The sequence below is a fragment of the Brevibacillus invocatus genome, from assembly GCF_003710915.1.
Taxonomy (GTDB): Bacteria; Bacillota; Bacilli; order Brevibacillales; family Brevibacillaceae; genus Brevibacillus; species Brevibacillus invocatus.
Genome location: NZ_RHHR01000054.1, coordinates 1 through 18,369, shown reverse-complemented (window position 1 = coordinate 18,369; position 18,369 = coordinate 1). Strand labels below are relative to the sequence as shown.

23 protein-coding genes and 1 pseudogene are annotated in these 18,369 nt (G+C 49.4%); 20 read left to right on the top strand and 4 right to left on the bottom strand.

From position 1 onward, the window contains the following. Positions 1–276: 276 nt before the first annotated feature. The 10 genes and pseudogenes from EDM52_RS22870 to EDM52_RS22825 all read left to right on the top strand — a co-directional run bounded on the left by EDM52_RS22870 (position 277) and on the right by EDM52_RS22825 (position 7,872). Positions 277–1,167 carry an NUDIX hydrolase gene (locus EDM52_RS22870; protein ID WP_122911216.1) on the top strand — a complete coding sequence of 297 codons (891 nt, stop codon included), beginning with the start codon at positions 277–279 and terminating at the stop codon, positions 1,165–1,167. 33 nt (positions 1,168–1,200) lie between these two features. Beyond that, positions 1,201–1,890 (top strand): nicotinamide riboside transporter PnuC, encoded by a 690-nt coding sequence (pnuC, locus tag EDM52_RS22865; protein WP_245997327.1) that lies wholly within the window; start codon positions 1,201–1,203, stop codon positions 1,888–1,890. Then, entirely contained in the window at positions 1,887–2,924 is a 1,038-nt protein-coding gene (nadR, locus tag EDM52_RS22860) for a multifunctional transcriptional regulator/nicotinamide-nucleotide adenylyltransferase/ribosylnicotinamide kinase NadR (RefSeq protein ID WP_122911214.1), read from the top strand. Before pnuC ends, nadR begins: the two co-directional genes overlap by 4 nt. 169 nt (positions 2,925–3,093) lie before the next feature. Then, on the top strand, positions 3,094–3,768 hold the full coding sequence (locus tag EDM52_RS22855; protein ID WP_122911213.1) for a pirin family protein: 675 nt from the start codon (positions 3,094–3,096) through the stop codon (positions 3,766–3,768). Positions 3,769–3,783: 15 nt separating this feature from the next. Beyond that, positions 3,784–4,116, top strand: a complete 333-nt coding sequence (locus tag EDM52_RS22850) for a hypothetical protein (RefSeq protein ID WP_122911212.1) — start codon at positions 3,784–3,786, stop codon at positions 4,114–4,116. Between the two features lie 246 nt (positions 4,117–4,362). Then, positions 4,363–4,989, top strand: a complete 627-nt coding sequence (locus EDM52_RS22845) for a nitroreductase family protein (RefSeq protein ID WP_122911211.1) — start codon at positions 4,363–4,365, stop codon at positions 4,987–4,989. Between the two features lie 29 nt (positions 4,990–5,018). Beyond that, positions 5,019–5,969 carry a ring-cleaving dioxygenase gene (locus EDM52_RS22840; protein WP_122911210.1) on the top strand — a complete coding sequence of 317 codons (951 nt, stop codon included), beginning with the start codon at positions 5,019–5,021 and terminating at the stop codon, positions 5,967–5,969. Continuing rightward, positions 5,966–6,577: an alpha/beta hydrolase gene (locus EDM52_RS22835; protein ID WP_122911209.1), complete on the top strand. Its 612-nt coding sequence runs from the start codon at positions 5,966–5,968 to the stop codon at positions 6,575–6,577. The genes EDM52_RS22840 and EDM52_RS22835 overlap by 4 nt, the downstream gene beginning before the upstream one ends. Before the next feature lie 100 nt (positions 6,578–6,677). Continuing rightward, a pseudogene (locus EDM52_RS22830) lies at positions 6,678–6,949 on the top strand (cupin domain-containing protein). An 83-nt stretch (positions 6,950–7,032) separates the two neighbouring features. Then, positions 7,033–7,872: a serine hydrolase gene (locus EDM52_RS22825; RefSeq protein ID WP_245997322.1), complete on the top strand. Its 840-nt coding sequence runs from the start codon at positions 7,033–7,035 to the stop codon at positions 7,870–7,872. A gap of 67 nt (positions 7,873–7,939) precedes the next feature. Here EDM52_RS22825 and EDM52_RS22820 read toward each other — a convergent pair whose 3' ends face one another. Further along, complete coding sequence (locus tag EDM52_RS22820) at positions 7,940–8,239, bottom strand: Fur family transcriptional regulator (RefSeq protein ID WP_122911208.1); 300 nt, start codon at positions 8,237–8,239, stop codon at positions 7,940–7,942. A 166-nt stretch (positions 8,240–8,405) separates the two neighbouring features. Between EDM52_RS22820 and EDM52_RS22815 the strand changes: the two genes are divergently transcribed. Next, positions 8,406–9,272 (top strand): YitT family protein, encoded by an 867-nt coding sequence (locus EDM52_RS22815; protein ID WP_122911207.1) that lies wholly within the window; start codon positions 8,406–8,408, stop codon positions 9,270–9,272. A gap of 57 nt (positions 9,273–9,329) precedes the next feature. On the opposite strand, the gene EDM52_RS22810 is transcribed toward EDM52_RS22815, so the two are convergent. Together EDM52_RS22810 and EDM52_RS22805 are read right to left on the bottom strand one after the other, a co-directional pair. Next, entirely contained in the window at positions 9,330–9,710 is a 381-nt protein-coding gene (locus tag EDM52_RS22810) for a methyl-accepting chemotaxis protein (RefSeq protein ID WP_245997331.1), read from the bottom strand. Continuing rightward, entirely contained in the window at positions 9,689–10,159 is a 471-nt protein-coding gene (locus EDM52_RS22805; RefSeq protein ID WP_251245128.1) for an MCP four helix bundle domain-containing protein, read from the bottom strand. The genes EDM52_RS22810 and EDM52_RS22805 overlap by 22 nt, the downstream gene beginning before the upstream one ends. A 191-nt stretch (positions 10,160–10,350) precedes the next feature. Between EDM52_RS22805 and EDM52_RS22800 the strand changes: the two genes are divergently transcribed. Next, positions 10,351–10,704, top strand: a complete 354-nt coding sequence (locus EDM52_RS22800; protein WP_122911204.1) for a DUF1516 family protein — start codon at positions 10,351–10,353, stop codon at positions 10,702–10,704. A 121-nt stretch (positions 10,705–10,825) separates the two neighbouring features. On the opposite strand, the gene EDM52_RS22795 is transcribed toward EDM52_RS22800, so the two are convergent. Then, positions 10,826–11,221: a 2,4'-dihydroxyacetophenone dioxygenase family protein gene (locus tag EDM52_RS22795; RefSeq protein WP_122911203.1), complete on the bottom strand. Its 396-nt coding sequence runs from the start codon at positions 11,219–11,221 to the stop codon at positions 10,826–10,828. Between EDM52_RS22795 and EDM52_RS24880 the strand changes: the two genes are divergently transcribed. The 8 genes from EDM52_RS24880 to EDM52_RS22760 all read left to right on the top strand — a co-directional run bounded on the left by EDM52_RS24880 (position 11,220) and on the right by EDM52_RS22760 (position 18,212). Beyond that, complete coding sequence (locus EDM52_RS24880; RefSeq protein ID WP_183185309.1) at positions 11,220–11,453, top strand: AfsR/SARP family transcriptional regulator; 234 nt, start codon at positions 11,220–11,222, stop codon at positions 11,451–11,453. The two genes, EDM52_RS22795 and EDM52_RS24880, sit on opposite strands and share 2 nt — an antisense overlap. After that, positions 11,446–11,751 carry an SDR family NAD(P)-dependent oxidoreductase gene (locus EDM52_RS22790; protein ID WP_183185307.1) on the top strand — a complete coding sequence of 102 codons (306 nt, stop codon included), beginning with the start codon at positions 11,446–11,448 and terminating at the stop codon, positions 11,749–11,751. The genes EDM52_RS24880 and EDM52_RS22790 overlap by 8 nt, the downstream gene beginning before the upstream one ends. 199 nt (positions 11,752–11,950) lie before the next feature. Continuing rightward, entirely contained in the window at positions 11,951–12,796 is an 846-nt protein-coding gene (locus EDM52_RS22785; RefSeq protein WP_245997321.1) for a MurR/RpiR family transcriptional regulator, read from the top strand. Between the two features lie 15 nt (positions 12,797–12,811). Further along, positions 12,812–13,576, top strand: coding sequence for a glucosamine-6-phosphate deaminase (nagB, locus tag EDM52_RS22780; RefSeq protein ID WP_122911200.1), 765 nt, complete (start codon positions 12,812–12,814; stop codon positions 13,574–13,576). A 109-nt stretch (positions 13,577–13,685) separates the two neighbouring features. Then, on the top strand, positions 13,686–14,438 hold the full coding sequence (gene hemQ, locus EDM52_RS22775) for a hydrogen peroxide-dependent heme synthase (RefSeq protein ID WP_122911199.1): 753 nt from the start codon (positions 13,686–13,688) through the stop codon (positions 14,436–14,438). Between the two features lie 121 nt (positions 14,439–14,559). After that, entirely contained in the window at positions 14,560–14,772 is a 213-nt protein-coding gene (locus EDM52_RS22770; RefSeq protein ID WP_122911198.1) for a hypothetical protein, read from the top strand. A gap of 77 nt (positions 14,773–14,849) precedes the next feature. After that, complete coding sequence (locus EDM52_RS22765; RefSeq protein WP_122911197.1) at positions 14,850–17,093, top strand: YcdB/YcdC domain-containing protein; 2,244 nt, start codon at positions 14,850–14,852, stop codon at positions 17,091–17,093. Between the two features lie 48 nt (positions 17,094–17,141). After that, the gene (locus EDM52_RS22760; RefSeq protein WP_338068341.1) at positions 17,142–18,212 is read left to right on the top strand and encodes an aromatic acid exporter family protein; all 1,071 of its coding nucleotides are present in this window, start codon (positions 17,142–17,144) and stop codon (positions 18,210–18,212) included. Positions 18,213–18,369: the final 157 nt, after the last annotated feature.

Below are 18,369 nucleotides of genomic sequence, written 5' to 3'. Positions count from 1 at the left end.
AACGAGGACTTGTCCATCACGTGAACATTCTGGACATAGAAAAAATAGCATGAGATAGTGGTGATGCTAACGGGATTGATAGTCTAAATAGAATGAGGCAGTCAGAAGGTTTCTGGCTAGCCTTTTTTATATGGATTGAATTAATTGTAAAAAAGTAATATCTCCACTCAAGCACGCGCAAAAGGTGTTTTCCCAGTTGACAAAGGAAAAACCATCCATTATTATCTTATTAACAAGTTGTTATTAACATAATGATAATATCAGAGGGGTAATAACATGAACAACCATTCATCTGCGGAACAACAGTTCCTGAAGGAGTATGATGTCAACCAGTATTTGAGGCCTTCCGTGACCGTCGATCTGCTGCTCTTCACGGTTGTAGACAAAGAGACGGACAATTACCGCAAGCGATCTGACAAAGCGTTGAAAATTTTGCTGATCAAGCGAAAGGACCATCCGTTTCAGGGACAGTGGGCGTTGCCGGGCGGGTTTGTTTCCGCTCACGAAAGCATCGACGAGGCCGCGATCCGGGTACTAGAAAAAGAAACAAATGTAAGTGATGTCTATCTGGAGCAGCTGTACACATGGGGGGATATTGGCCGAGATCCGCGAACAAGGGTGATCAGCTGCTCCTACATGGCCCTGATCAACAGCGATCTGTATCCGGTACAGCCAGGAGCAGGTGCAGAGGATGCCAAATGGTTTCACGTCCAGGATCAGTGGACACAAAAAAAGACAACCGTCACGGACAACGGCTTCATGACTGAGAAGTGGGTAGAGCTGCGTCTCACCAACGATTCGGATCGGGCACAAGCGACCGTTAAAATCACCAAGACAGTGGAGAATGGTCACTCCAAAGTCACACAGGAAATCGTGGACTCGCAAAATCTGGCTTTTGATCATGCCAAGATGGTGCTGTATGCGCTGGAGAGATTGCGCAACAAGGTGGATTACACGGACATCGCATTTCATCTGCTGCCAGAATATTTTGCCTTGTCCGATCTTCAACAGGTTTTTGAAGTCATCCTGGGCAAGGAGCTGCTGGCCGCTGCCTTCCGCCGAAAAATCGCGGATAAGGTATTGGAGACCAATCACATTCGCAGAAGCGCCGGTCACCGACCAGCAAAGTTATACAAATACAATCCGAATTGGGACGATGAATTGTAAGGGAAGCGGTCAAAATCTGAGGGAGGTATTTACATGCTAAGAGATTGGACGTTGTTTGAAAAAGTATGGCTGGCATTATTCACGATTGTGAACATTTATCTGTTCTTCGCGTTTGAAGATTCGCTTCTGGGTCTGATCTCCTCGTTATCGGGAATGCTTTGCGTCGTATTGGTTGCGAAAGGAAAGATATCCAACTACTATTTCGGGATTGTACAGACAGCGACGTACGCATACATTTCGTACGGCTACTCGCTGTACGGAGAAGCGATGCTGAACGGCCTATTCTACTTGCCTGTACAGTTTATCGGTTTGTACATGTGGTCGAAGAATCGCACCCAGCGCAGCATGCGAGGTGAGGATGTTGCCGTCAAGCGTTTGAGCAAAAAGGGATGGATGGTGCTGATCCTCATCGCGGTTGTCGGAAGCTTATTGTACGCGGAGCTGCTGCACTACATCGGCGGTCAGGCCGTTCGACTGGATTCTGCTGCTGTCGTTCTCTCGATCATTGCCCAAATTTTGATGCTCAAGCGCTACGCCGAGCAGTGGGCACTCTGGATCGCAGTCAATGTGCTGTCGATCTCGCTATGGGTCGTCACACTGATTACCCAAGGAGGCAATGACCTGAACATGGTGGTAATGTGGTCAGCTTTCCTCGTCAACTCGATTTACGGCTATGTGAACTGGATCAGGCTGAGTAAAGGTCAGGAGGCGTTAACACAATGAAAGTGGGCACGGTAGGCATGTACGGGGGGAAATTTCTCCCCTGTCCCCATATGGGACACGTGTATGCCATGATACGGGCTTCCACGATGGTGGATGAACTGCATGTTGTCGTTGCATTTGATGAAGAACACGAGAAAAAGCTGTGTGCGGACGGTTTGATCCCACATATCCCCGTACGTGTCCGCCTGCGCTGGTGGACACAGCTGACCAAAGATATGCCGCACGTACACGTTCATGCGGTCTATGAACAGCAAACAGGGCACATTTCAGACTGGCAGCGCGGTGCAGAGGGGATCAAGGCCGCGATTGGCAAGCCAATCGACACGGTATTCAGCTCGGAGCATGGGTACACCGATATTTTTCGCGACCTGTATCCGGAAGCCCAGCATGTGGTGATCGATGCCAAACGGGTCGCTTATCCGATCTCGGGTACCATGCTTCGGACCGAGGGTGTCATGAAGCACTGGCAGATGCTGCCGGAAATCGTAAAGCCCTACTTCGTGAAAAAGGTAGTGGTAGTGGGGACAGAAAGCTGTGGAAAATCCACGCTGGTTCGCAATCTGGCGAATCTGTACAACACGAATTACGTGGAGGAATGGGGACGAACGTACTACGAAAGGCTGGGAAACTGTGAAAACATCACCTTGGCCCAGGACTATCCGGAGATTGCGTTCGAGCATAAGTACCAGGAGAAGGAGCAGCTGGCGAAGGCGAACAAATTGCTCTTTATCGACACCGAAGCGATCGTTACCCAGTACTTTTCCATGCTCTACATCGGCGAGCGCCAGCCCATTCTGGACGAGATTGCCCGACTGCAGCAGTACGATCTATGGCTGTTTCTGGAGCCGGACGTCAAGTGGGTCGATGATGGCACCCGTTCCTTTGGCGAGCAGGAAGTTCGTGAAAAGAACAACGCTTTGCTCAAGGAATTGCTCCGCGAGTTTGATATCCCCTGCAAGACGGTTTCCGGAAACTATCAGGAGCGTTTGGAGCAGGCCATTCGTTACGTGAATGAAATGGTTGAAAAAACTTGATCCACAATCTCCGACAGAGGCTATGCCAATAGGTATAGCTGTCCTGTTTACTCCTCTTTTGCTTTTTAGCTCAACTGATCGGTATAAGGATTGGTTGAGCTTCTTTTTGCAGCCCAAAAGCATTTAAAATAGGTGTACGCGTTCTTTCCAAAAGAAAGGCCCCTCAAATTTGAGATATTTAGTCGACTTGGGATGGCTGCGCAGCGGCCTCAGTTTTTCGTTTGGCGAGTACTTTGATCCAGAGAACACCGCTTTCGGGGTCATGCGGGTGTGCAATGACGACCTGGTAGCAGGAGGAAAAGGATTTGGCCCTCATCCACACAGTGACATGGAGATCGTCACAGTGGTATTGCGTGGTCAGGTCAAGCACGAAGACAACCTGGGCAATGCAGAAGTGACGAAGGAAGGACAGGTACAGCGCATGTCCGCAGGGAGTGGGATCATCCACGCCGAGTACAACGCATCGGAGAGCGAAGAGCTGCAATTTTTGCAGCTATGGTTCATGCCGCGAGCGCGCGGGGGAGCACCTTCTTATGAAACATCCAGCTACGAGCCTTCCCAAATGGTGAATCATCTCTTGCCAGTTGTTTCCCATACGGGCTCTGAGCAGGTCGCATCGATCAACCAGGACCTGACGATCTACCTGAGCCGATTAGAGAGAGGAAATGAGCTATCCTTCCATCAAGAAGCAGGACGACGTGTCTTCCTCTTTGTCATCGAAGGCGAGCTCGAAGTCTCGGGGCATGTAATGGAGACAAGAGATACCGCCCGCATTCAAAACGAGCCTCATCTGCAGCTGGCAGCAAAGGAAGATACGAAGTATATGCTGATCGATTTGCCGTAAAAGGAGAGGATGACTATGAAAGAAACACTGCTGATCAAGCACGCAGTCGGTGGCAGGACATTTTTGGATACCGACAAACAGCCAGTCGCGTATCAATGGGAACAGTCGGGAACGGGCTGGAGACTGATCGTACACAAACTGTCGAAAGCAAACATCGAGCAGATTCTCACATGGAAGGATGAACTGAATCTGTTTTTATTTCAGCAGGTACCAGGTGAGCCGATGAAAAAAATCTGGTTTTACATCAAAGAGGGCCAGGTTATGTATGATGAAGCCAAAGAGGAGCTGACCATTGAAGCGGACTCTCGTATCGAATACATCCCGGATACTTTTAGTTCTCTTCATTAATGTACAAAGCAAATAGTTGACAGCGGACAAAAGTTGGAATACAATTATCTTAAATTTAAGATATTAAATTTAAGGGATTAAAAAAGGAGTCCTTTCCTTTTTGGAGAAATACCTCAAATTTAAGATATCGAAAAGTTGGATAACGGACCAGCGTGCAGCGATTGATGCAAAGTCCGCTGTCTTTATCGGTAGATATCTCAAATTAGAGATAATGAAACGATGGTCGCCTGGAAAGGGGTATATGTGATGAATGATTTTACGAGTATTGTGAAGCAACGAAGATCTGTGAACAAGTTTGTGCCCGGTCTGCAAATTCCCCGCGAGGAGCTGGACGAGATTTTTTCTTTGGTCAAGTTCGCTCCCAGCGCATTCAATCTTCAGCACCCTCACTACGTAGTAGTCGATCAGCCAGATGTGAAGGAGCGCATTTATGAGGCAGCTAACAGACAATATAAGATCAAAACAGCCTCAGCGGTGATTCTCGTATTGGGAGACAAGAAGGCTTACCGCCAAGTTGAAAGAATGAATGAGGGTCTCTTGCAGCTGGGGGTCATTCATCAACAGGAATTCGACCAAACTGTTTCTACCGTGAAGTCGTTCTATGAAACCCGAGGAGAGGTTTTCCAACAGGAAGAGGCAATCCGCAATGCCAGTCTATCCGCCATGCTTTTTATGCTGGCAGCTAAACACAAAGGGTGGGATACTTGCCCGATGATTGGATTTGATCCGGATGAGGTCAGCCGCATTCTAAACGTGCCGGATGCTTACGTACCGACGATGCTGATCGCAATCGGCAAGGATGACGAAAATTCTCAACGAGTGCGCGGCTATCGCAAGCCAGTCGGGGAGTTTGTCAGCTTCAATGCATTTTGATCAAGTACGATAAAGGGAGGAGATAGAAGATGAAACAACAGACTGCAGGCATTCACCACATCACCGCTTTTGTAAAAAATCCACAGGATAACGTCGATTTTTACGCTGGTTTTCTGGGACTTCGCTTGGTGAAGAAAACGATCAATTTTGATGCGCCAGAAGTATACCACTTGTACTTTGGAAACGAGCAAGGAAGTCCAGGCACAGCGATTACCTTCTTCCCCTGGCCGCAAGCGCGCTCCGGTCAAGTGGGCGGAGGGCAAGTTGGGTTTACGACCTACGTCGTGCCGAAGGGAGCTTTATCCTTTTGGGAAGCGCGATTGCGCAAGTTCAAAATGACCTACTACCACAATCAGCGATTTGGTGAGACCTATCTGCAGTTCCAAGACAAGGATGGATTGCAGCTGGAGATCGTCGAACGGGAGGAAGGGCCGAACAGCAAGTGGGCGTTTGGTGGTATTCCAGCCGACAAGGCGATCAAGGGCTTTGGTGGAGCCGTTCTGTACAGCATGCAGCCGGAGAAAACCATGCATGTTTTGGAAAATCTGATGGGGCTTGAAAAAAGTGGGGAAGAGGCTGGACTGGTTCGTTTTCGTGCGGCAGGCGATCTGGGCAATGTGATTGATATCAATGCAGCCCCGATGCAGCGCGGTCAGGAAGGCGCGGGAACCGTCCATCACATCGCATGGCGAGCAAAGGACGACCAGGATCATCGAAAATGGCAGGAGGCCGTCTCCGAGTATGGGCTTCATCCTACCGATATCGTGGACCGTCAATACTTTAATGCGGTTTACTTCCGCGAGAATGGCGGGATTTTATTCGAAATCGCTACTGATCCGCCAGGCTTTGCCCGCGACGAGCCGATGGAGAGCCTGGGGGAAAAATTGATGCTGCCCGAATGGTTTGAGCCTTATCGCCAGCAGATCGAGCAAGGGCTCCTGCCATTTGAAGTCCGGGTGCTGAAGGAGGATCAGGAATGAACCATCTCTTTCAAAAAGGGAGCGATCCGGGTGCTCCGACGTTGCTATTGCTTCATGGGACGGGGGGGACGGAGCGTGACCTGCTGCCCCTCGGCCAAATGATCAACCCTGGCTCTTCGCTACTTAGTGTGCGAGGAAACGTACTGGAGAACGGTATGCCCCGCTTTTTCAGACGCTTGGCAGAAGGTGTCTTCGATGAGCAGGATCTGATTTTCCGTACCGATGAATTGTACGCCTTTCTCGACGAGGCGGCGATGGAACACGGATTTGACCGTCAGAATGTCGTCGCCGTCGGCTATTCCAATGGAGCCAATATAGCAGGGAGCCTGCTCTTCCACTACCAGGATGCGTTAAAGGGCGCGATTCTTTATCATCCGATGGTTCCGCGCCGGGGTGTGGAACTGCCGGATTTGACCCAGACACCCGTGTTTATCGGGGCGGGCAAGAATGATCCGATCTGTCCACTGCCTGAGACGGAGGAGCTATCCCAACTGCTCGAAGCGGCGGGTGCTCCCGTGACGTTGCACTGGGAATCCTACGGCCATCAGCTTACGGAAAGAGAAGTGCAAGCTTCGGCAGTCTGGTTCAAACAACAATTCTTCAGCTAATCACAGTTTTTTGGATCACCCTTTTCTTCCAGAAACGCTCTTTTTTGCGGATAGCCATCCGTTTAAAATAGAGATAGCTGGAAGGAAAGGGTGTTGCTGTTTGGAAAAGGTCAACCTTCATCAAAAGTTTTCGTTATTTCAAGACTACTGGAATCCCAAAATCGTCTTGTGGTAAAAGGAAGGCTGCTGATCAAATTGCGTGACCGGGATGTCTGGCTGGAGGAAGGGGAATTTTTCATCGTTCCCAAAGGAGTAGAGCATATGCCAGTCGTGAACGAAGAGGTTCTCGTGCTTTTGCTGGAGCCCAAAACTACTTTGAATACCGGAAATCAGGTGAATGAACGGACTGTTGCAGACCTCACCCAGATTTAAGTTCGGCAGGATTCAGATGTGTGGTTGTCGAAAATTTTTCCGCAACAAACAAGGTCGATAATCAAAGGAAGGTTGAGGGGACGATGATGCAACAGGCTGAAACGCTGCAAGGCAGACTGGAACAGATCATCCGGAATGCACAGGGTACTTGGGGAGTCGTGGTGGAGGAGATCGGGGAAGGGATCTGCTTCGAGCATCTTCCTGACAAGCTGTTCATAGCAGAGAGTGTGATTAAGGTCCCGATCATGGCGGCTGTGTTTGCACAAGCCCATCAGGGAGCTTTTTCACTCGATGATCGACTCCCGCTGCGAAGAGAAGATCTCGTCAAAGGTTCCGGCTTGTTGTTTGCCTTGTCGCCAGGCCTGCAGCTTTCCATTCGTGAATTGGTTACGCTGATGATCATCCAAAGTGACAATACCGCAACCAACATCCTGATTGATCTGGTCGGCAAGGAATGCGTGGATCAGACCATGCTCGAGCTGGGAATGGAGCAGAGCAAATACGTTCGCAAGCTGATGATCTACCCGGCGGATATCGATGCGAATAATAGGATTACAGCAGGTGATGTGGCGAGAATGCTAAACAGGCTGGCAACTGGTCGATTTATCCATGCACATGCCTGTGAAGACATGGTCGCGATCATGAAAAAGCAGCAGTTTCGAAATGGCTTGCCGTCCATGCTGCCGGTAGCTGATCATAACGGTAAAGAGGAGCTTGCGACAGATTGGGAAATCGCGAGCAAATCTGGCTGGGATACAGGAAGACAGCATGATGTGGGGCTGTTATACACGCAGGGACGCTGCTTTGCGATCACCGCTTTATCCCAGGACGTAGAGGCGGAGGAAGCCTTGCATACGCTTGGTTGCGTAGGCAGGGAAATGTATGAGTTTGCAAAGCGGGACGAATTTTGTGGCGGTTGTTGAGGGGGAGCAAAAAAGAAAGGGGCAGCTATTTGCTGTCCCTTCTTCTTTGGATTATTTGATTACCACATTACATGACTTTTCGCAGATCAAGGTCAAGGGCAGCAGGAGAGATGACACATTCAAACCGAGTGGCCGAGGAAGTCGCATGCTCCCTGACGATTCCGATTTTTACAAAAAAACGCAAAGCCGTATAGACAGTTGACAGGGTAATGTTCGGCATATCAGCTTTCAAAGCAATGTAAACGTCCTTCGCGGTAGGGCAATTGACATCAGCGAGCAAATACAAGAGAACGGCTCGCCTTTGAACGGTTAAACGCTTACCCAGATGTTTTACCTGCTGCGTGACACTGGAAATTTGTTGTTCCATATCGCAGGTCACCTCTTTTTAAAATAATTATTATATAATTTTTATTATCGTTTCCTTTTGGATAAACGTCAATCCCCTTCCTCGCTATTTTCTTTTTTAGCAGAACTATGGTAATGTATGGGCGGTTTTTATTTATTCAATGAATGGCAGGAGTGGAGCAGCAAGCATGCGAAAAAAACGAGCAATCATCCCGATGGACAGCCCACGGCGAAAAGTGATGGAATACTTCATGCTCATCATTGGCTCACTGGTTCTCGCTACCAGTTTCAACCTTTTTCTCAATCCGAATCAAATCGCTTCAGGGGGAGTGTCGGGACTCTCGACGATCCTGTACAATCTGTTGGGGTGGCCTCCAGCAATCGTGCAATGGGCTGTAAATATTCCTTTGCTGCTGATCGGCTTCAAAATGCTGGACAAGCAAACGAGCGTGAAGGCGGCAGTGGGCTCTGTCGTGCTTCCACTGTGCGTCATGCTGACCAGTCAGCTTCAGCCATTGACGACAAATCCGCTTTTAGCCAGCATTTACGGCGGCATTGGTGTTGGACTCGGCATCGGTATCGTCTTTCGGGGAAGAGGGTCTACAGGCGGTTTTGCTATCGCCTCACAAATTCTGCATAAATACTCCGGGTTGAGCTTGGGAGCCAGCGTGGCTGTTTTCGATGGCCTGGTGATTGCATTGGCGGGCATTGTGTTTGATGCGGAGAGGGCTTTGTTTGCTTTGATTGCGCTGTTTGTGACCAGCAAAACAATCGATATCGTCCAGATGGGCTGGAACACGACCAAGGTGGCCTATATCATTTCCAACGAGACGGAGACATTGCGAGAGACGATCCTGTACGATCTGGATCGCGGGGTAACCTTGCTGGACGCTGCAGGCGGGTACACGGGAGATGAACGCAAGGTGCTGATGGCGGTAGTCAGCCAAAGTGAAGTAAGCAAGCTCAAAATGATGGTGCGCTCGGTTGATCCCGATTCATTCATCATTTTGTGCCCGGCACATGAAGTCATTGGCGAGGGCTTTCGACCGGTTTAGGATGAAGCGCAGGTAGAAAAAACAGGGAGCAGGACGATTGCCTGCTCCCTGTATGACTTACAGCTTGCCAACCAGTTGATTTAGTTTTTCAGCCATCGTGGCGAGTTCTTCTGTAGCCGAAGCTGTTTCTTCTGTGCTGGCAGAGGTTTGCTCTGTCACTGCCGCGATGTTCTGTGCGGATTGTAAAATTTCATTCGTCTGGGCAGCCTGTTCTTCGCAGCTAGCGGCTACTTCCGTGATTCTTTCGGCGGAATTGTTGACGTACTCAATAATTTCCGTAAAGGAATGGCCGGCATGCATAATCAGCTCGTTGCCCAAGCGAACCGTTTCGACGGTGTCTTGCGTACTTTCCTGCATGCGTTGCACCAACAGAATGATTTCCTTGGTCGCCTCTCCGCTCTGGTTGGCTAACTTGCCTACGGAATCTGCAACGACAATAAACTGGTATTTGATTCTTTCGCAATGGAGAGGATTGCAGGCACATCGTTTTTATATGCCTCCCAGCTTTTCTTATAATCTTCGAAATACTGATGCTCCAGTGTGCTTTCTTCGGTGATCAATTTCTCATAGTCCACTAAAAGCTGGTCGATTCGTTCAAGAGTGCGGAGCGCTTCCTGTTCCACTTCATTCATGATGGTAGTGTCGCTCTCCAAGCCCAAACGGTTTAGAAGCCGGGGCATATTCGTGGCTTGACCATTCATCTCTCCTAATATCGCAACGCTAGGAAGCCAATTGTCCTGAATTTCTTCTGCTTTATTACCCATTTGTTTCATTTGAAAAATGGATATGCCGCCGCTGACAATCACGAAACAGAGAAGTACAAGAAACCCGAGCAGTATTTTTTTTGGACGTTCACGTTTGTTTCCTCCCAGAAGTGAAATTGTCACTCTAGATAAAAACCCAGTAACCGAGTGGTTATAGTAATATTCGGATAATGGTGTGTGTGGTATGGCTAATGATCAGCGCATCTCTTTTATCGAGTCACAAAACTGACAAGTGTCGCCCGAATGGATTTCATACTCCCTTCTGCTATAATGATAGGGATAAACCATTTTGAATGTAGGAGTTGAAACGGATCATGTACAACATGTTAAAGGAATCACATGTTGGCGGTTGGGAAGTAGCCTTTGTCCTGCTGATCATTGGCTACATTTTGTACCGAGTGGGAAAAGCTAAAGCAGGCAAAATCGTACATATGCTCTTAAGATTGATGATCGTCATTGTTTTGTTATCGGGTGCGGGTCTGCTCTTCTCGTATCATGCAAGCGATTTCTACTACTATGTGAAGGCGATTCTCGCGATCGTGGCATTTGGTTTGATGGAAATGTCGATGGGAAGGGCATCCAGAAAGCAACCGAGTATCGGCTTTTTTATCGGGGCGCTTGTGGTATTGGTGCTGGTCATTCTGCTCGGCTATCGAATTTTCGCATAGTTCATCATCGTGCAGCACAAGAAAAAGGGCTTTCTCTCATGGGTAGTATGGTGGGAGAGGGCTTTTTTGTGCAAAAAAACGACCTTCCACCAGAGGGAGAAGGTCGCAAGCATGACTAGATTTAGAGGGAACCGTGCGTGTAGTCGACTAAGGTCGTAAATTCGACTGCACCGTTTTCGCGTGCCATCAGATAATGCAAGCGGGCATCTGCCATGAGGGCAAGCTGGCCGTCGTCTGTGTAGCCGCCAATAGGGCCGTGTGAGATGGCAAGCATCGTGACACCCTCCGGTGCAGTGAAGGGCTCATGGATGGCCCCTGCGGACTCACAGGTATAATATCCGGCATAGCCCTTGTCATCGCCATCCTCATAATAGAACCCACCTTCGATGATGTACGCTTCCGTGTTATGAAGATGCCAGTGGATCGCAGCTTTTATGTTCGGATCTACTTTGAGCAGCAGGGTAAAATTCCCCGAGACCAAGTCACAGAACAGCAGCTTGAAATAAGTTCCAGGCATGAGCCAGTGCGTCCACGGAATCCAATCGGGATTGACAAAGTACTACGATAAGATCCTGGAGGAAGACCCGTATTGCGAGCATATCTATCAGGAATATGCGGCGCGTCTGCTGGAAGAAAAGCTCGTTGTCAAAGCGAGACGTGTCTATGCCCGGGGGAAAAGGCATTTGGAGGACGAACTGGGTATTCCGCTGCCAAACAATCGCCAAATATGCTATCGTCGGTTTGACTGAAGCAGCGGCGAAAGAACTGGCTGGCTATCAGATCACGGTAAATGCCATTAAACCGGGGATCATCCGTTCTGCACTCACACAGGGTATCCTGGGAATGGCAGAGGATCGGCTTGCAGAAGCTACTCCATTAAAACGAATCGGCGACCCTGAGGATATTGCCAAGGTCGTGTCCATGCTGGTGCAACCCGAAACCAGTTTTGTGACAGGTATCTCTGTCGTGGTGGATGGAGGCTTTCATCTGTTCAACGAGATGGATCAAGTCATGCTTGATGCGTTGGGTCAATCCTCCAAGGCTTAAACCAATAGTGTTGCTTTACCACGACTGCTTTTCGGGATGAAACCGGGGAGCAGTCGCTTTTTTGAGTTTTTGAAAATGAACTCCATTTTAAAAAATAAAAAAGGAGTATTTCTCCTTTTTGGTGTATAATGACGGGAGTTGAATCCAGACGGTTTCATCTTTGCTGATGAAGCCGTCTGATTGTGTGAGGAGCGTTCCTATGGAGATGAACACCCTGTTGCAGATCCAAAGCCTGTTTCCCTCATTTACAAAATCGGAACAAAAGATAGCGCATCTTGTACTGGCTCAGACGGAACAAGTGATCTACACATCCATCATCGATCTGGCGGAAAAGGCGGAGGTCGGAGAAACAACCGTGCTTCGATTTTGCCGAAAGATCGGGTTTGGCGGATATCAGGAGTTCAAGCTTGCCTTGGCCAAAGAGCTGGTACATCCCGTCAAAAACCTGCTTGGCGAGGTGGAGGAGAACGATTCCATGAACGTAATCAGCCAAAAGGTAGCGACTGCTCATCAAAAGGCGGTAAAAGATACCCATGTGCTTTTGGATACTGATCTGGTGGAGCGCTGTGTGGAGCTGATGAGAACCGCACAGATCATCCATTTTTACGGGGTGGGGACTTCAGCTGTCACTGCACAGGATGCCAAATATGTCTGCTTGCGGCTCGGCTTGCGGGTAGATGCTTTTACAGAATCTCATCTGCAGGCTATGGCGGCAGCAACATTGGGTCCTGAGGATGTAGCCATTGGACTTTCGGTGTCAGGTAGCACCAAGGATACGATCGATGCGTTGCAGCTTGCCAAGGAGGCAGGAGCCACCACGATCTGCATGACGCATTACCAGCGCTCTCCCATTACACGTGTCGCCGACATGACCCTGCTGACGGCGGCACAGGAAGGACCGCTACAGGGAGGATCACTGGCAGCGAAAATCGCTCAGCTGCACGTGCTGGATGTGATGTTCACTGCATTGTCGATGCGCATCAAGGAAAAAGCCATTCTGTACAAGGAACGGACAGCCAAGGCTGTATTGGAACGAAAATACTGACAGAGGTGAGTTTGGATGAAAGTGTTGTTGGTCGAGGGCTATCAGGAGATGAGCAAAGTAGCGGCGCAGCTTTTTGCCCAAGAGGTACGGAGCAAGGCTGATCTGGTGCTTGGTTTGGCTACAGGAGGTACGCCGGTGGGCATGTATGCGGAGCTGATCCGGATGCATCAGGAGGAAGGACTGGACTTCTCGCAGGCGACCAGCTTTAACCTGGATGAGTATGTGGGACTTTCTTCTGAGCATCCGCAAAGCTACCGGATGTATATGCAGGAAAACTTCTTCGGACAGGTCAATATCGATCCGCGAAAAACCCATATTCCACGTGGCGATGTGCAGGATTTGGGAGCGGAATGTTCCCGTTACGAGCAGTCAATCGTTGCTGCGGGTGGCATTGATATACAAGTGTTAGGTATCGGCAATAATGGCCACATCGGATTTAACGAACCAGGCTCTGCGCCAGACACAAGGACTCGCGTGGTTCAACTGACGATGAGCACCATCGAAGCCAACGCCAGGTATTTTGAAGCAGTGGATGAGGTGCCAACACAAGCCATCTCGATGGGGATACAGACGATTATGTCAGCCAAAAAAATCGTGTTGCTGGCGAGCGGCGTGGCCAAAGCAGAAGCAGTACGAAACATGCTGGAAGGAGAAGTGACGCCTGCTGTGCCAGCTTCTCTCTTGCGCAGTCACCCGGATGTTACGGTCGTGGTGGATGAGCAGGCAGCTTCCCAGCTTTCGCCTGCGACCATCGGTGGAGCAGTGACGACCAGAAAGTAAGGCAGATGCGCTTGTTCACCAATCTGTTCCGAATATCCGCTCATCGCTTATGCTATACTGGGAATGTTGCTTTCTGGTAACCAGATTTTTCATAGGGAGCTGATTTTCGATGAGCGCAAACGAAGCGTTGCTTACATTGGAAGGTTGGTATACGTATCATAATTTCCGCACCATCAACTGGGAAAAATGGAGAGCCGCATCCGAGCAGGAGCGCAAGGCGGCGTTGGACGAGCTACATAGCTTGATTCGCACGTGGGAGGCAAACGAGGAGCAGAAGGAAGGCAGTACAGCTGTCTATTCCATTTTGGGCCACAAGGCTGACCTCGTCTTCATGTTTCTGCGTCCGACCCTCCAGGAGCTGGATGCTATCAAAACCGCATTTAACAAAACGCGTTTTGCCGCTTTCACCGAGGCACCATACTCTTACGTGTCCGTAGTCGAGCTGAGCAACTACGTCAACAATCCTGGTGAAGATCCAAAGGCGAATCCGCATGTGCGTGATCGTCTCTACCCGATCCTGCCAAAATGGGAGCACATCTGCTTCTACCCGATGAACAAAAAGCGGGATCTGCAAGACAACTGGTACATGCTGACCATGCAGGAGCGCCAGGAAATGATGCGTTCACATGGACTGATCGGCCGCAAGTACGCAGGAAAAGTAAAACAGATCATCGGCGGTTCCGTCGGTTTCGACGATTGGGAGTGGGGCGTGACCCTGTTTGCCAATGATCCATTGGAGTTCAAGCACATCGTCTATGAAATGCGCTTTGATGAAGTGAGCGCGCGCTTCGGCGAGTTTGGCAACTTCCTCGTGGGGAATGTACTGAACAGCGAGTCTCTGGAAAGCTTGCTGGAAGTGTAAATAGTCATACCGTGCAATGAAGGAGAATCTGTCAGCGGAAAGTACGCCAGCAGATTTTTTCTTTATTTGAAGAAAATGGTATAGTGGAGGGAGTTTTGAATCCAAAAGGAGTGCAGACGACGTGGCAGAACAGAAAATATTTGGGGTTTGGCGATCCCGCAAGACGACGTTTGTTCTGTTGACTACGGCTTTTCTTTGCTTTGGAGTCCCTGACTCGATGTCGCAGCTGAGGGCCGCGGAGCAAAGAGTCACGATGCAAACGCAGGAAAAGATCGCTCGTCAGGTGAAGAAAATGATTCAGCTTCCCAATGGTTTTCGAAACCAGAATCAATAGCTATCAAAATTTTGTAATTGTTACCAAAAATGTTATGGTAGATAGGAGTACAGATACAAGAGAGGAGTGATCGTTCCGTGAATATACGGAAAAAGTCTTGGATGATTACGGCAGGGGTTACATCAGCTATCCTGCTGGTACCCGCTTTCTCTACACCAGGCCTTCCCTTTGCTGTCACCTCGACCGTACATGCTGCTGGACAGCAGACCAAAGAGCTTTCCAAGGAAGAGGCCATCCAACGCGTGCAAAAGCTGATCTCGATCCCATCGCAATTCAAGCTGGAGCGAGCCAATTATCAAGGTGCCGAGCGTTATGCTTTTCTCTCCGAGTCGACTTGGAATTTATCCTGGAGTGGCGAACGCGATGCCGGGATCTACGTAACAATCGATGCGATAACTGGCAAACTGTTGCAATATTCGCGTTATGGAGACGAGTCTGTCTCCTCAGCGAAAAAAGTCAGCGAAGAGGCGGCGTTGGAAGCTGCAAAGAAATTCCTGGAGGACGTAACGAGCGACCAGGAGCGGGAGAAGCTGTCGGATGCTAATGAGTACGGGATCGGACTGAGTTATTCTGCAGGTTTTGTCCATCATCCGTATTATTTTGCGCGTATCGAAAACGATATTCCTTTCCTGGAGAACGGTTTTCGGGTAGTTGTAGACGAAAAGGGAGAGGTCGTTCAATTCTCTCGAAACTGGTATGAAGATACCCTGCCAGATGCCAAGCCAGTCCTTTCTCTTGAAGAGGCTGAAGAAAAAATGTCAGGGGCTGCACCATCGCTCGTTTACAAATCCACATCTTCCATTACAGGCAACTATTTGGACGATCGATACCAGTATCAGCTGGTCTATCAATACAGCACAACAGATCCTCAATTCGTAGATGCCATGTCTGGGGATTTGATCAACGCACAAGGAAAAGCGGCAAAAGCCGAGAAGATCGAGCCTCTGGGTACTGCCATCTCCCAAAAGCAACAGCTGGACAAGCTGATCACCAAAGAAGAAGCGCAGCTCATCGCCGATAAAGTCGTAAAGAAACTTCCTGGCAGCTACCGCTCTGATGGAAACCGTGGAAGCGGAGCTAGCAGTGGACCAGATGGGGTTGAAAGACGCCGCTGGGATTTTGAATATTCGCCTCTGCAAGGAGAAAATAAGGATCAAAACACGTTCGAGATTATCATTGGCGATCGTGGCGAGTTGGTTGGGTACGAGTCATCTCAGCGTATGGGGCGATTTGGTGGAGCTAAAATCGAAAAGGCTGTCTCCTGGGAACAGGCGGAAAAGAATGCGATCCAGCTGGTTAAGACACTGTATGCCGATAGGCTGGGTGAAATCTACTATCAGCCGCAAAAGCCTACTGAATCCTTCATCCAGGAGCAATTGGAGAAGGGAGAACCCTATTCACTTTCCTTTGGCTGGCTCAAGAATGGTGTGCCGGTAGAAAACTCATTTTTTCATGTAGAAGTCTCTGCAGCAACCGGAGTAGTAGAGTATATCCGTACAGACAACTACGAGAATGAGAAGATTCAATCCGCTACCAACGAAATCGTAGATGTGGAAAAAGCAAAACAAGCAGAGCAGGATCAAAAGAAGATGATGCTGACCTATTATCAGCCTGACCCCTATATCAGCTACCGCCTTGAGCAAAAGCAGCAGCCGATTCTCGTCTATCGCTACGTAGGAGATGCAGGAGTAGTCGATGCCGTCAGCGGTGAGTGGATCAGCTATGCCGAGCAGAGCAAGAGCCAGGGACCTCAGGATATCGGCGATCACCCGCAAAAAGAGGCTTTGGAGCTGGCTATCCGCTACGGCTTCATGACCGTGACAGACGGAAAGCTGGAGCCTGATAAAGAGTTGACTCGCGGTGAGGCTGCCCAGATCATGGCGCGTGCGCTGGATCGCGTCGAGTTCCGCAGCAGAAGCTATTTCGGATTCAGCGATGAACCTGTACAATTGTTCAGCTTCTCGGATGTAGACGCCAAACACCCGCTCTTTGGCGTCATTCAAAAAAATCTGCAGCATGGTGTGATTGCCAAGGAAGGGCAGCGTTTTGAACCGGACAAGCTGATCACGCGTGCTCAGCTGGCTGACATGGCTGCACGTATGCTCGGATATGGAGACCTTCTGAACAAGCCGGAGATTTTTGTCCCTTCCTACAGCGATCTGCAGAAAAATCAGATTCCCGCAGTGACGCTTTTGCATGCAGAAGGGATTGTAATCCCAGGCAGTTCAGCAGGCAAATTTGATCCAGAGGGTTCAGTGACCAAGGCAGAGATCGCTCAATTGCTCAAAGCTTTACTGGACCTGCAGAAACAAAAACAGTAAGAGAATTAACAAACTCTTTTCTTTGGTTCCCCTCCCGTTTTTGTTACAGTGGAGAAAAGGAAAGAATGGGGAAATAGAACCCATCCGTGGAGGGGAACAAAACTGAGCTTTTTTTCATTTCGCATCGGAAATCGGACCATCAAAACGGCGATTGGGACTGCCATCTCCATCTTCATCGCGCAGCAGCTTGGTTTGATGTATTACGCGGCAGCGGGGATCATCACCATTTTGTGTATTCAGGTGACAGTCAAGCAATCATTTCGGACGGCGATAAACCGCTTTTTGGCCAGCCTTCTGGGAATTGGCCTGGGCGTGGTCTGGTTCAAGGTTCTGGGGTTTACACCGCTGGCGCTGCTGGTCACTATTCTCGTCTTTATGCCTTTGGCTGTTCGGGTCAAGATTCAGGAAGGCTTTGTCACGTGCATGGTCGTGCTGATGCATCTGTACGCAGAGGAGCGGACCGATCTTGCCTTTATTGCGAATGAGCTGTCCATTTTGGTGATCGGTGTCGGTGTCGCTCTCCTGGTCAATCTCTACATGCCGAGCCTGGAAAGAGAACTGAAGGCGATGCAGCAGCGGGTAGAGGACAACTTCATCAAAATCCTCAAGGAGTTCAGCTACTACCTTCGTCACGGGGAGAGCACCTGGGATGGTCGCGAGCTGATTGAGACGACTAGCCTGTTGGAGCAAGCGATCAAGCTGGCTTCGCGTGACGTGGAGAACCGCCTGGGGCGCGGCGATGACTATTACCGTTCGTACTTTGTCATGCGGGAAAAGCAGTTCGAACTGTTGGAACGCATGATGCCCATTGTCTCTACGTTGAATTCGCAAGTCCCGCAAGGCTTGCAGATCGCCGATTTTCTCGACCATCTGAGCGATTCGGTCCATCCGGGCAATACAGCGTATCGGTTTCTCGATCAGCTGCGATTGATGCGCCAGGAGATCAAGGAAACGCCATTGCCCCAAACAAGGGAAGAGTTTGAGACGCGGGCAGCGTTATTTTATCTTTTGAGAGAGATCGAGAACTACCTGTACATCAAGCATGAGCTGGGCAAGAACCGGGACGATTCATCCGGAAAAAAACAAATAGAAGCGGCTGTTAGCAAGAGCAAAGGCTGAGACGTTAGAGTTAACGCTCAGTCTTTTTTTATACTATCGGAAAGTTTAAGTGCGCTAAAGCGCTAAAAAGATTAGCGGAAGATAGTATAAGTGCAACTAAGGCTCCGCCAAAAGCTTGGCGTAGCCAAGTTTTCTAACTATATAGGAAAGTATATAA